Source organism: Lutispora thermophila DSM 19022, from assembly GCF_900142105.1.
Classification (GTDB): domain Bacteria; phylum Bacillota; class Clostridia; order Lutisporales; family Lutisporaceae; genus Lutispora; species Lutispora thermophila.
This window is the reverse complement of the sequence record NZ_FQZS01000014.1, coordinates 98,333-111,546: the sequence shown is the minus strand read 5'-3', so window position 1 is coordinate 111,546 and position 13,214 is coordinate 98,333. Positions and strand designations below refer to the sequence as shown.

Below are 13,214 nucleotides of genomic sequence, written 5' to 3'. Positions count from 1 at the left end.
CCATATGGCAACTTAAATCATAACTACCCGTAAAACGGGTAGTTTGCTCTGAGGCTATAACCTCTGTTACCGGCCAGCGCCTAAAGACGCTGGCTTTCATTTCGTTCAATCCACTACGCCCTTGTCGCTTTTGCCGCCCCTTAAGGGACGACCGTATTACTTTCTACCCCTTAAAGGGGTCTTCATATTCTTTTACACTTAATTTGTCTACCATTATGTCATGCTTTTCTTGTTCTTGTATGTATTTCTTTATGGTTGCTTCATTTAACCCTACAGTACTTACATAGTAACCCTCTGCTTAAAAGTACCTATTTCCAAACTTATATTTTAAGTTTGCATGTTTATCAAATATCATTAGTGCACTCTTTCCTTTAAGATACTCCATAAAACTCGATACACTTATTTTTGGAGGTATACTTACTAACATGTGTACATGATTTGGCATAAGATGTCCTTCTATAATTTCTACTCCTTTATAACTACATAGCTGCTTTAAGATATCTCGTATACTTTCTCTGTTCTGTCGCGCACCCGCATAGCGGGTAGTTTATTGTTTCGCATGGCTCATTTCTCTCTCGAGAAACTCGCTTCATGCTCAACAGGCTAAAGCCCATAAACAAAAAAAGTTGCTTTGCAACTTTTTTATCTTTTATTCCTCGGCGTAGTTATTATATTTATAATATCATCAATACTTGTACCCTTTTTTATTATAAAAACTCCCGTCTGGATATTTCTTTGCTTATCTCTTTTTCTAATTCTGTTTATGAACACGTCCTTATCTGAAATCAGACCACTGTTTAATAATACTTCTGCTGTGTCATATGAGTTATAGCCCTTTAATATTTCAAAACTAATTTCTTCATCACTAATTTCTTCATCTTCTTTTTTACTGTTTTCATCTTCTTCATTGCTTTTCATATTTCCTTCTATTTCTTCTTTTGTCTTTATATCTTCATTTATTCTATCTTTATCAATCAGATCTTCAGGTTTCAATATAATAAATCCTCTCTTAGATGCCTCTGCTCTAATAAAATCATCATCTATGGCTTTTTGGTTCATGTTTATGTTGACTATGGAGGAAAAAACAAGCCCTATACCTATACCTAATATTATTCCCTTTATATCATATACCTTCATTGCTTTTTATCCCTCTATTTAAAGACAATATTAGGGCAACTTCGCCTTTGCCCATTTGAAGCTTTTTCGCAATTTCTTCTATAGACATTTTACTATTGTACATACTTAATATACTTTCTACTTTTGCATCTCTATTTTCGTCATTTATTTCTACGCTTTCCTGTTCAATCTCTTCTTCAACCATAATATTTTTTCCTTCTTTTCTCTTCATATCCACATAATTGTCAATATCATTTGCTAGTTTTACATTTACTCCATTTCTAATGTGATTTTCTATTTCATTCACTACTGTTTCAGATGTAAATATCAATTCGCTAATCATTTCATTTGCTTCATCTATGGCTTTTCTTATATCTTGTTCTTTAGAACACAAATCATAATAAATATTTTCTCCTTTTATTTTATCTGCAATAATTAAAAACAAGGATACAATTATCATCCCAATACCAACAATTGTAAATAAATAATTAATATAAATCATCATCTTTAACACCACTATATTTTAATATCAATTTTTCCACCTTTGTAATATTCCTTTTCTTTATTATCTTTATCTTTTTTCTTCTGAGATTTTTCTTGATTTTTTCCTCTGTTGTTTTTCCCGTCTTTGTTTATATTAACTTTATATGCCTTATCATTTTTATTGATACGTTTTAAGTCTTCTTTCCTCTTTATAGAATCCTGAATAATATTTATCTGCTGATTATTTTTGTAAACTTCATTTTCAGCATTTTTGATTTTTTGAACCTCGGGAACTTTAGGAAAAAGAACCTGTAAATCCACTGATCTTATTGGCATAACAATACCACCTTATGGCTCATAGGAGCCTATTTTTATTTCAGCTGCGCTTCTATAAAAGGTAACATATTGCACTTGGTCTCTTATATACATTGAATTGCTGCCAATCGTTATCTTAGTACCTGGATACACAATGTTTTCAACCTTAATTTTTCCATTAGAAATTTCTTCTATATAAGATTCAATATCTTTTATTTCTTTTTCTAAACTATCAAGAGTTTTTTGAGATTGTAACTTCAGAATAATGGATTTATTGAGTGCTTCTTTCTTTTCGTCACTTAATTCTCCTCTTTGATTAAGTTTTGATAATAAATCAACTACTTGAGTAACCTTTATCAGATTTTTGTAGCTTCTATCTTTTTCTTCTTTTAATTCTTCATATTTTTTTCGAACACCTGGATTTATTCCTACCTCTAACTCTGTTACGGTTGCCATAGGTGATCCTATAATCTTTGCTTTGATCTCATCAGAAGCTTTTACTTGGCCTCCAACTATTAAACCTTTTTTCCCTTGAACTTCAAGTTTTTTACCACAATACACTGTACTATGCATTATAGCATCGGTTTTAATACTACCTTTAGCATGTACTTTACTATTCTCGATAAACTTGGCAATAAGATCCCCTTCACATACTAATTCCCCTCTATTCATTCCCTGTATGCCTCTATGGAGAATTATATTTCCTTTTGTCTTTATTACAGCGCCTTCAACCACTCCATACACTTCAACATCATCGTCAGCATCTATGGAAAAACCAGTCAGCACATTACCTTTTACAACGACTTTCCCTACAAATTTTATATTACCTGTGGAATTATCTACATTTCCTTCCACAGTGTAAACTGGCAAAACACTAATCTTATTATCTATTAACTTTACTTCACCATTAATCATGGAAACAAGCTGCAATCCATCTTCACTAACAGCTACGTTCTTACCTCTTGGTATACTGATTTGCTTTCCGTCCCTTGCTTTAATCTCATTACCAAATACATCTTCACCGTTTATCCCTTTCGTTGCAGGAACTATAGTTGCTAAAATGTCACCTTCAGATACATTCCTTATTAGAGATAATTCCTTATAATCAACCTTTCCATCCTCTGATATATGAATCTTTTTATCTTTTGAAATATCAAAATTATAAATAATTTTAGCATCTTCACCGTCTATAGCTGGCTTCCCTTTAGCAACCAATATGCGGTTGTTGTATCTTTTTTCAACAACGAGTTTATCAATTTCTTCATTAATTATGCCATTCTTAACATTCTTCACTTCTAAAGCTTTATAAATATCATCCTTATCTATCTCTTTACCTCCAACAGGTGGATACACTAATAAATATGCTTCCATTCCATTGTTTGAAATTGAAACTTCATACTCACAATCAATCTTCTTTTGCATTATATCTTTATTACTGTCTGCAATATCAAAATTGGATTGGCTTAATTGAGCAGCTTCTAAGTCTTTCTCTATACTACCAATAATTCTCTCTATGTCTTCTATGGCAGGGCTGTATTTATAAGTGGCTTTTATCTTATATTGCTTACCAAATATGTTTTTTTTCTCTTCCAATATCTCAACATCAATGTTATCTCTGCTTGTTTTAAAATGTGCTTCTGCTTCTAATATAAGCTTTTCCAATTCTCTGCCTTGTAAAATCAATGTATTGGCAGCCACAGTATCAACTCCTTAATACTTATTATTAAAAGGCATCAATCATCAAAATAACAATGCCAACTTTGCTTTAAGCTTCAATATTGCTTTTGTATGCAGCTGCGACACTCGGGATTCTGATATTGCAAGTATTGATCCTATTTCTTTATATGTAAGCTCTTCAAAGTAATATAATGTTATTATTTTCTTCTCTTTTTCAGGTAAAGCTTTTATAGCTTCAGCTAATCCCTTTCTAAACTCTTCTATCTCAATTCTACTTGTTGGATTCACATTGCTTTCATTAATAAAATCGACAGTTATTTCTCTATGTTGATCTAAATATTCATCCAGTGACACAACACTGTAAGTAGATAGGCTTTGGATTCTTTTTTGAAGTTCTGATTCGGTTATACCCAATTTTTCTGCTACATCCTTGTCTTTAGCATTACTTCCCTTTTCCATCTCCACTTCAATGTAAGCTTTTTCTAATTCTTTCGCTTTTTGTCTTACAGACCGAGGTATCCAATCAATTTCCCTTAAATAATCGATTATTGCTCCCCTTATTCTCAAGTGCGCATATGTCTCAAACTTTACACCTCGGTTAAACTCATATTTATCAATAGCATCTATAAGTCCGAATATACCATAGCTAACTAGGTCATCATATTCAACTGTATTGTTATAGCTTACATAGAGACGACCAGCAATATATTTCACAAGATGTACATAATAGAGTATCAGTTCTTCTCTTAGTTTAGGGTCTTTATTTCTCGTATACTTTTCCCAAAGGTCATTTATGTTCATTTTATACCTCCATAAGGAAGCTTGTTAACTGTTATTATTAAGTTTGCTTTTTCTTATATAAGTCCGCTGGGTTTATTTCATGAAACTCTTCTTCTTCTGTTAAACTTTGTAATTCTTCATCTGTAATAGGCGGAATATATGCCTCAAATGTAGAAGATTGCTTTTCTTCTTCTTTACTTTTTTTTCTGTTTATATAGCTTGCTCTTAATATGTCGCTAATTAAAACACCGCAGACTGTAAGCCCAATTATTAAGAAAATACTCTTTATCATAAGAACCTTAATACTGGTCCCAAAACACAAACCGAAAGTTATATTTATTGTTAAACCTAATATTATTAATACATATGGTAGAATAACAATCAAACTCATAATTTTAACCCCTACTATATACACTTTGTACCATATCCTATTGTTTTGACTAATAACATACCAGTTTCGGAAGAAAATTCAATGGTTCTTCCGTAATTACCACCAGTATCTTCTGACAATAAAGGAATATTAAAAAGCTTCAAGGTTTCTTTTACTGCTTGTACATTTCTTGCTCCAATTCTCATAATATCACTTGAGTCGTTGAAATTAAACATTTGAGCACCACCTGCAACTTTGCTGATTATTTTTGACTTTTTTGCTCCCATCTTTATCATATCATCTAGGAGCTTAGAAATTCCTGTATCGGCAAACTTTGCTGCATTACCATTATTTTTTATTTGGTGGCTATAGGGCAACATTATATGAACCATACCTGAAATCTTGCTCTCTTTATCATACAAACACACACCTACACAAGATCCTAATCCAAGTGTAACAAGAATATTGGGTGGATACACACAATTCATATCTGCCATTCCAACTTTTATAATATCTGCCATGTTACATAACTCCTAAACACTTGAGTAAAATTTCAAATGACTTATCATCTGGTATAAGAAAGAAATTTCCTTTTACATGATTCATACCTTCAATAAAGTCTGTTTCAATTAATAATACATGATCTCCAACTTGTCCGTAAAGAATTACAGGTACACTCATAATAGCTCCTGCCATATCTATAGCTAGTGAAGGTACTGATACTGTCAATTTGAGACCAGTTAAAGTCGATATGGATGATAGATAAGAACCTGCAAGTATATTACCAACTTCTTTCAAAGCAGACAGTTCTATTTCATCGAGCTCCATTCTAGTCTCATTCTTTCCCATAAGCCAGTTAATAAGCGTTCGAGAGGATTTGGTATCTATCAAAAACATAATACTGCCACTGATATCGCCATTAACATTAAAATATATGCCTGCTACTAATGTTTCAGGTCCTCCTGCAAGGTCCGCTACATCCTTAAACTCAACTATATTTACCTTTGGAACATCCATGTTTATACGTTTTGAAACCATTTTAGACAGTGCTGTAATAGCATTACCTGCGCCAATATTTCCAATTTCTTTTAGTACATCAATCTGATTGCTGTTAAGATCATTAACGTTAATTGCCATTTACTCACCTCCAAAATAATATCCTAGGCAGTGAGCATTTTTTCAATATCTAACAATGTAATTACTTTATCATCCAATTTCCCTATTCCATAAATGTTACTTTGCTCACTATTTCCAAGTGATTCTGGGGGTGCTTCAATCATATCGCTTTTTATATCCATAACTTTCGAAGCTGAGTCAACAATAAGACCCACCTCTATATCGTCTACGTATACAATAATAATTCTAGTATTGTCATCATTCTCTTTTTTTTCTAAATTAAACTTTTCTCGCAAATCAATTATTGGTACTATCTCACCTCTAAGGTTTATGACTCCTTTTATATAAGGAGCTGTTTTAGGAACCCTTGTAATATTGGTCATTTTCTCAATAGTTTTTACTCTGAGAATATCAATACCATACTCTTCGCCATTTAGCTCAAAAACAACAAATTGATTATTATTATCTGCAAATTTCATAAGGTGACCTCCTAAATCATGGAATTTGTATCTACAATAAGGGCTACTTGTCCATCTCCTAATATGGTGGCACCTGCAATATTCTTAATGCCGGCTAGATATTTTCCTAATGACTTTATTACTATTTCCTGTTGCCCTATTAGACTTTCTACTATAAATCCTGAGAACTTATCACCTTTTTTTACCACAACTACAGTCAGTTCATTTTCATCTTCATTATAATCTTTAACATCCAATTTTTCTGCCAACCTCAATATGGGAAGTACTGAATTTCTATATAGAATTACTTCCTGTCCCTGGATATCCCTTATTTTATCTTTTTCAATAGAAATAATCTCTTTAATTGAATTTAGAGGTATTGCATATTTTTCACTTCCCACTGTTACCAATAGAGCCTGAATTATAGCTAAAGTTAATGGTAATCTTATTATAAACTTACTCCCTTTTCCTTTATAAGATTCAACTTCTACAGTTCCACCTAAAGATTCAATTTTTGTCTTAACTACGTCTAATCCAACACCTCTTCCAGATATATCAGATATTACATCCGCAGTGCTGAATCCTGGATGGAATATAAGTTCAGTAGCATCCTTATCACTCAAACCATCTGCTTCTGATTGAGTAATAAGTTTGTTATCAAGAGCTTTCTTCTTTATTTTGTCTATATTTATACCCTTGCCATCATCTTCAACCTCAATAACAACGCTATTTCCATCTTGATAAGCTCTTAAATATATATTACCAGCTGTATCCTTATTGCTATTTTCTCTTTCCGATTTGCTTTCAATACCATGATCAATGGCATTCCTTATTAAATGTATAAGAGGATCTCCAATTTCATCAATTACAGTTCTGTCTAATTCTGTTTCTTCTCCACTTATGATTAGATTTACTTCTTTATTTAATTCTCTCGACAAATCTCTTACCATTCGTGGGAATCTATTAAACACTCTTTCTATAGGTACCATTCTAACTTTCATCACTGCATCGTGTAGGTTAGTCGTTATTCTTTCAAGATACTCAACTGCCTCAGACATATTTTGATCTCTTGAATCCGAATCAATACCTTCCAATCTAGTCTTAATTATGATTAGCTCACTTACTAAATTCATAAGATTATCTAGTCTGTTAATATCAACTCTTACTGTTTTTCCTACTTTATTCTTCTTTGCATGAGATTCTTCTGATTCATCATGATCTTCACTAACTTCTACAGTAGCAGCAACTTCCGTTTTTGAAGTGTTCTGTACTGTTGCTATCTCTTTATACTGTTCAATCTTTATATCTTGGATTTCTGATATATTCTTCAAATCCTTTTCAATCTTCTCTTTATCTTCATTAGTTATAAGAGCAATTTTAAAACTTCTATCGAATTTTTCATCTTCAATATCTTCTATAGCAGGTAAAGATTTAAATATCTCTGCATACTTTTCAAGAGTCTTAAAGACAACAAAAGCTCTTGCTGATTTTAACATACAACCTTCAGACAATATCACTTCAATTTTGTATACTTTCATACCTTGAGCCAATGCTTGTGTTATAACATTTTCATCATACTGATTAAACTTGAAATCATCCATATTTTTATCGTTGCTTTGTGGCTGATCTGATTCATTAATACTATTACTCATTAAATTTAATAGCTTCTTTTTTAAAGGCTCGATGCTTTTTTCATTCTCTTTTCCTGTTTCTGATATATAATTAACAGAATCTTCCAAAAAATCCAAACATTCAAATAATACATCCAGTATACCTGAGCTAATGCTTAATGTTCCTTTTCTTACAGCATCAAGTATATTTTCCATGTTATGAGTCAAGTTCATCATAGAATCAAAACCCATTGTACCTGCCATACCTTTTAAAGTATGGGCAGACCGAAAGATTTCATTCAAAATATCATTATCATCTGGGTTGCTTTCAAGTTCTAAAAGGTTTTGGTTCAAATGTTGCAGGTGATCTTGCGCCTCTTCAATAAAAATCTCTAAATATTGATTGATATCCATTATTACACCTCCAAATATAGTAAGGCTTACCCTTAAGCATTCTAACTACAGCATCTCTTTTTTTAACAATTTTCTTTGCTCATTATATATAAACTTAGCCAGTTGATTTCTATCTTTTTTACTTACATCAAAAAACTCTATTCCATATTCATATAGTCCTGATTTTTCAGGGTTATACATCCTTCGAACTATTTTCCCTTTGATTCTTATAACTTTCCCATCTTCTAAATCCATGATTATTTCTAAGAAGTCTCCATCTTCAAATTTTTCTTTTGTGCAAACCATCATTCCACCTTCGCTTATATCAAGCAAAAAACCATTTTTATACTCTATGAATTTATCCTCAGAATCATTTGTAATATTAATCACTCTTATTTTAATAGGTTTAGTAATTTTTAGTCTGTAATAATCTCTTCTTTGTATTCTTACTGGTTCGGATATTACTTTTAGTCTCATAATAGGAATGTTTTCATACTTTTTCTCTATGACCATAGCCTGAAACTCATAAATGGCTTCCTTTTTACCTATTATCAGGATTAACTTTTCTCCATTTATAAAATAAATAGTTTTACTTTTATGCATTGGAAAAGATATCTCTATCAATCCATTCTCCAAAACTTCCGTTACTTGACTCGCATATGTGTCAGAGTCTGACTTGTCCATTACTTTTACATTTACTTTATCTCCCACTTTGAAGAGCTTGCTTAATGACTCCATACTATTAATCACTCTCCTTATACCTAAAAAGCCATTTTAATCTATTAACAAATAACCTTATTCCATAGTCAGACTCTGTTTTATTGTTTTCGATTCGTGCTATGGATTTAGCAATCGAAGAAATATCTTGTGCAGCAGCGGATTTATCAAAAGCAATTACAAATGGTTGCTGCATCATCACAGCTTTTGATATATTTGCATCATTGCATACATACCCTAGCCTATTTATTGAAATTCCTAAAAACTTCAAGCAAACTTGATAAAGCTTATCAAGAGCATTGTTTGCTTCTACAAGGTTATTAGCTTTATTCAGTATAAGGTTAATTTTTTTTGAGCTATCTTTCTGAGCAATGACTTTAATCAAAGCATAAGCATCTGTAATTGCAGTAGGTTCCGGTGTCGTAACAACAATTACTTCTTTTGCAGCATAAACAAAACTCAACACCTGATCATTTATTCCTGCGCCAGTATCTATAAATATTATATCAGCTTCTTCATCCAATTTCCCTAATTCAATAAGTAAATGCCCCAACTGCTCTCTATTTATCTTAATTAGTTCCTGAAGACCAGAGCCTCCAGATATAAACTTAACACCGTTTGGTCCATTCTCTAATATTTCATTAATACTTTTTTTATGATTAATTACATCAGAAAGGTTGTATTTTGGTATCATTCCAAAAACTATATCAACATTTGATAAACCTAAATCTGCATCAATGATAACAACTCTTAATCCTAATTGAGCCATTTTAATTGCTAAATTTATTGTAATGTTTGTCTTACCAACTCCACCCTTGCCGCTGGTAACAGTTATTACTCTAGCATTTTTTCTATTGGGTTTATTTTCTTCTGACAAAACAAACTCTTCATTTCTATTATTATCATCATTGCTATTAAGTCTATTAACAATAGCTCTTAATTTAACTGCTTGATCCTTCATAAATCTTATCACCCAACAGCGAATTAATAATTTGTCTTTTGTTTGCTATTTCAATATCATCAGGTACACTTTGCCCATATGTTATATATGATAACGGTTTTTTTGCAATATAGGATGTGTTCAATAATATTCCGTGGGTTGATGTTTCATCCAGTTTTGTAAACAATAATCTATAATCTTCTACAAAATCATAACTTTTTAATATCTCACGACAGTCATTCATTTTAGTTCCAGCACTCATTACAAGGTATACCTCAATTTCCATATCTACATCCAAAAGGTGTTTTAACTCTGCTAGCTGATATTTATCCTTATGGCTCCTGCCAGCGGTATCAACCATGATTATATCTTTTTCTTTAAAATTATCTACAGCTTCCTTAAATTCTTGAGGTGAATATATAACTGATAAAGGTATACCCATTATATCGCTGTAGGTTTTCAGCTGCTCAACTGCAGCAATCCTATATGTGTCTGATGTAATAAACGCAACTTTTTTATGCATATCTAATGAATACAGTGCTGCCAACTTTGCCATAGTAGTTGTCTTTCCTACACCAGTAGGCCCAATAAAAACTAATATTTTTTTATGCATATCATCTTCATTTTGAATATCTACAGAAATGTAATCTGAAAGTAAGTTATATAAAAAGTCTCTAATATAATCTTCGTTATTTTGCACATCTAAAGTTAATTTTTCAAATTTATCGATAATGCTTTCTATTATCTCCTCATCCACTTCCTTGCTTCTCAACCTATTTATATACTCTTGGCAAATTTCAGATAAGTTTTTTTCATTAGCTTTAATCACTTTATAAACCTTATTCAACATTGTTTTTATTTCATTAAACTCATTTTCAATAGGTTTTTGCTCTGACTTATTCTTAACTTCATTTAACTTATTAATAAACACTTCATTACTTGGTTCTTTTTTACTTACTTCCTTTTCATTTTTTATTAACATCTGAAAATTGCTTTTATTATCTAGAATGCTTTTGCTACTTGGAATGTTTCCATTATTATCATCCACTGCAGCCACTACCTCAATTAATGGTTTTGAAAAAAGCCCCTTTAATCCTTTTTTTCTAATTTTTCGTGTATTGATAATAACTGCGTCTCTTCCTAATTCTTCCCTTACTTTTTGATAAGCATCCTGCACATTATCTCCTATATATCGTTTTACTTTCATTATATGTTCACCATCCCAATAGACTGAACTTCAACTGAAGGATCAATCTCATTATAGGATAATACAACTATCCCGGGCGACACTCCCTCTGCAATTCTCCTAAAATACATTCTTACAGACGGAGAAGTAAGAATCAATGGTTGCTCTCCCATGGACATAAACTTCTGTATTTCCTTCATTAAGTTTCTAGCAATAACTTGTGTTATATTAGGATCAATTGATATATATGAACCATAATCCGTTTGCTGGACTGAATCCATTATGGTTTGCTCCAGCTCCTGCCCAAGAGTTATTACCTTAGCTTTTTTGCCATTAATAAATCTTTTTGTAATTGATCTGCTTAAAGCTTGTCTTACATATTCAGTCAAAATATCTGGATCTTTAGTTAACACTCCATAATCAGCAAGAGTTTCCATTATAGTTACCATATCTCTTATAGATACATTCTCCTTCAGCAGATTAGTCAAAACTTTATGTATCTCACCTAGGCTTAAAATCTTAGGTAATACTTCATCTACCAATGCAGGATATGTTTCTTTCAAGTTATCAATAAGTTTCTGCACTTCCTGTCTTCCAAGAAGTTCTGCCGCATGAGCTTTGATTACTTCTGTTAAATGAGTAGCTATTATGGATGGTGGATCTACAACTGTATAACCCATCATCTCTGCCTTTTCTCTTTGACTTTCATTAATCCATACGGCAGGTAATCCGAAAGCAGGTTCCACTGTTTTTATGCCTTCTAGATCTCCTTCTGCAGTACCTGGGTTCATAGCTAAATAATTATCGAATACAATTTCTCCACTAGCTACATCTGTGCCTTTTATTTTAATAACATATTCATTAGGCTTTAATTGAATATTATCTCTAAGTCGAATAATTGGTACTACTATACCTAAATCTAAAGCACATTGCCTTCTTATCATAACCAACCTGTCAAGTAAGTCTCCACCTTGATTTACATCTACTAATGGTAAGATACCATATCCAAACTCCAGTTCAATAGGGTCAACTTGAAGTAAAGACATAACATTCTCTGGTTTTCTCATTTCCTCTGCTTCGTTATCCTGATATATTGCTTCCTCTTCCTTCTCTGTTTCCTTAATAGTTCTATCCAGATTGTATCCCATAAAAGCTAATAGTAAGGATAGCATAATATTTGGCAAAGCAGGTAAACCTGTAAAAGCCAATAAGAATAATACCCCGCTTGCAATATAAAGAGCTCTAGGCTGTGAAAACAATTGCCTAGTCATATCATTTCCTAGATTTGATTCAGAGGCTGCTCTTGTCACAATTATACCTGTAGCTGTAGATATTAATAATGCTGGTATCTGGCTGACTAAACCATCTCCAACAGTCAGGTTTGTATAAACTTTGGCCGCTTCTGATAAATCCATTCCTTTTTGCAAAATTCCTATTATAAAACCAGCAGTTATATTTATAATTGTTATTATAATACCTGCGATGGCATCTCCCTTAACAAATTTACTTGCTCCATCCATAGCACCATAAAAATCTGCTTCTCTTTGAATCTTTTTTCTTCTTTCTTTGGCTTCTGCTTCGCTTATAAGTCCTGAGTTCAAATCTGCATCAATAGCCATCTGCTTTCCAGGCATAGCATCCAAAGTAAATCTAGCAGATACTTCAGCAACCCTTTCTGCACCTTTTGTTATTACCATAAATTGAATTACCATAATGATAAGATATATCAAGATACCAACAATGGTATTGCTTCCAATAACAAAGTTACCAAATGCTTCTATAACACTTCCTGCATTCGCATTGCCAAGAATTAATCTTGTTGAAGAAATATTCAAAGATAATCTAAATAAAGTAGTAATTAATAATAATGAAGGAAATATGGAAAATTGCAAAGGTTCTTTAATATACATTGCTATAATCAAAATAATAAGAGATAAAGATATATTTATAGTAAGCAATATATCCATTAAAAAAGTAGGTATTGGAACAATAATCAACAACACAATTGCAATAACCGCTATGGCTACTATTATATCACCAAACTTAAACAAAG

General features: G+C 32.0%; 14 protein-coding genes and 1 pseudogene. All 15 read right to left on the bottom strand.

The annotated features are described in order from the left end of the window. Positions 1–163: 163 nt before the first annotated feature. Positions 164–517, bottom strand: a pseudogene (tnpA, locus tag BUB48_RS11230) (IS200/IS605 family transposase); the annotation flags it as partial. A 125-nt stretch (positions 518–642) separates the two neighbouring features. Next, a complete protein-coding gene (locus BUB48_RS11225; protein ID WP_073026333.1) occupies positions 643–1,137 on the bottom strand; it encodes a hypothetical protein in 495 nt (164 codons plus the stop codon). Beyond that, positions 1,124–1,621, bottom strand: a complete 498-nt coding sequence (locus tag BUB48_RS11220; RefSeq protein ID WP_073026332.1) for a DUF6115 domain-containing protein — start codon at positions 1,619–1,621, stop codon at positions 1,124–1,126. The genes BUB48_RS11225 and BUB48_RS11220 overlap by 14 nt, the downstream gene beginning before the upstream one ends. An 11-nt stretch (positions 1,622–1,632) precedes the next feature. After that, positions 1,633–1,935: a hypothetical protein gene (locus BUB48_RS11215; protein WP_073026331.1), complete on the bottom strand. Its 303-nt coding sequence runs from the start codon at positions 1,933–1,935 to the stop codon at positions 1,633–1,635. A 12-nt stretch (positions 1,936–1,947) separates the two neighbouring features. After that, positions 1,948–3,612, bottom strand: a complete 1,665-nt coding sequence (locus tag BUB48_RS11210; protein ID WP_084524530.1) for a FapA family protein — start codon at positions 3,610–3,612, stop codon at positions 1,948–1,950. Positions 3,613–3,654: 42 nt separating this feature from the next. Then, on the bottom strand, positions 3,655–4,392 hold the full coding sequence (locus BUB48_RS11205; RefSeq protein WP_073026330.1) for a FliA/WhiG family RNA polymerase sigma factor: 738 nt from the start codon (positions 4,390–4,392) through the stop codon (positions 3,655–3,657). A 37-nt stretch (positions 4,393–4,429) separates the two neighbouring features. Continuing rightward, positions 4,430–4,762 carry a hypothetical protein gene (locus BUB48_RS11200; RefSeq protein ID WP_073026329.1) on the bottom strand — a complete coding sequence of 111 codons (333 nt, stop codon included), beginning with the start codon at positions 4,760–4,762 and terminating at the stop codon, positions 4,430–4,432. A 14-nt stretch (positions 4,763–4,776) separates the two neighbouring features. Next, positions 4,777–5,262: a chemotaxis protein CheD gene (locus tag BUB48_RS11195; protein WP_073026328.1), complete on the bottom strand. Its 486-nt coding sequence runs from the start codon at positions 5,260–5,262 to the stop codon at positions 4,777–4,779. A 1-nt stretch (position 5,263) separates the two neighbouring features. Next, positions 5,264–5,878, bottom strand: coding sequence for a chemotaxis protein CheC (locus tag BUB48_RS11190; protein ID WP_073026327.1), 615 nt, complete (start codon positions 5,876–5,878; stop codon positions 5,264–5,266). A 23-nt stretch (positions 5,879–5,901) separates the two neighbouring features. Then, positions 5,902–6,336, bottom strand: coding sequence for a chemotaxis protein CheW (locus BUB48_RS11185; protein WP_073026326.1), 435 nt, complete (start codon positions 6,334–6,336; stop codon positions 5,902–5,904). Positions 6,337–6,347: 11 nt separating this feature from the next. Further along, on the bottom strand, positions 6,348–8,339 hold the full coding sequence (locus BUB48_RS11180; RefSeq protein WP_073026325.1) for a chemotaxis protein CheA: 1,992 nt from the start codon (positions 8,337–8,339) through the stop codon (positions 6,348–6,350). A 45-nt stretch (positions 8,340–8,384) separates the two neighbouring features. Further along, positions 8,385–9,056: a flagellar brake protein gene (locus BUB48_RS11175; RefSeq protein ID WP_073026324.1), complete on the bottom strand. Its 672-nt coding sequence runs from the start codon at positions 9,054–9,056 to the stop codon at positions 8,385–8,387. Between the two features lie 4 nt (positions 9,057–9,060). Next, the gene (locus BUB48_RS11170) at positions 9,061–9,996 is read right to left on the bottom strand and encodes a MinD/ParA family protein (protein ID WP_073026323.1); all 936 of its coding nucleotides are present in this window, start codon (positions 9,994–9,996) and stop codon (positions 9,061–9,063) included. Next, entirely contained in the window at positions 9,977–11,182 is a 1,206-nt protein-coding gene (flhF, locus tag BUB48_RS11165; RefSeq protein ID WP_073026322.1) for a flagellar biosynthesis protein FlhF, read from the bottom strand. Before flhF ends, BUB48_RS11170 begins: the two co-directional genes overlap by 20 nt. Next, positions 11,182–13,212: a flagellar biosynthesis protein FlhA gene (gene flhA, locus BUB48_RS11160; RefSeq protein WP_073026321.1), complete on the bottom strand. Its 2,031-nt coding sequence runs from the start codon at positions 13,210–13,212 to the stop codon at positions 11,182–11,184. The genes flhF and flhA overlap by 1 nt, the downstream gene beginning before the upstream one ends. Positions 13,213–13,214 lie beyond the last annotated feature (2 nt).

Coding starts and splice junctions, on each gene's coding strand:
- BUB48_RS11225 (WP_073026333.1), bottom strand. CDS start 1,137: ATGAAGGTATATGATATAAAGGGAATAATATTAGGTATAGGTATAGGG.
- flhF (WP_073026322.1), bottom strand. CDS start 11,182: ATGAAAGTAAAACGATATATAGGAGATAATGTGCAGGATGCTTATCAA.
- BUB48_RS11170 (WP_073026323.1), bottom strand. CDS start 9,996: ATGAAGGATCAAGCAGTTAAATTAAGAGCTATTGTTAATAGACTTAAT.
- BUB48_RS11195 (WP_073026328.1), bottom strand. CDS start 5,262: ATGGCAGATATTATAAAAGTTGGAATGGCAGATATGAATTGTGTGTAT.
- BUB48_RS11200 (WP_073026329.1), bottom strand. CDS start 4,762: ATGAGTTTGATTGTTATTCTACCATATGTATTAATAATATTAGGTTTA.
- BUB48_RS11215 (WP_073026331.1), bottom strand. CDS start 1,935: ATGCCAATAAGATCAGTGGATTTACAGGTTCTTTTTCCTAAAGTTCCC.
- BUB48_RS11220 (WP_073026332.1), bottom strand. CDS start 1,621: ATGATGATTTATATTAATTATTTATTTACAATTGTTGGTATTGGGATG.
- BUB48_RS11175 (WP_073026324.1), bottom strand. CDS start 9,056: ATGGAGTCATTAAGCAAGCTCTTCAAAGTGGGAGATAAAGTAAATGTA.
- BUB48_RS11180 (WP_073026325.1), bottom strand. CDS start 8,339: ATGGATATCAATCAATATTTAGAGATTTTTATTGAAGAGGCGCAAGAT.
- BUB48_RS11185 (WP_073026326.1), bottom strand. CDS start 6,336: ATGAAATTTGCAGATAATAATAATCAATTTGTTGTTTTTGAGCTAAAT.
- BUB48_RS11190 (WP_073026327.1), bottom strand. CDS start 5,878: ATGGCAATTAACGTTAATGATCTTAACAGCAATCAGATTGATGTACTA.
- BUB48_RS11205 (WP_073026330.1), bottom strand. CDS start 4,392: ATGAACATAAATGACCTTTGGGAAAAGTATACGAGAAATAAAGACCCT.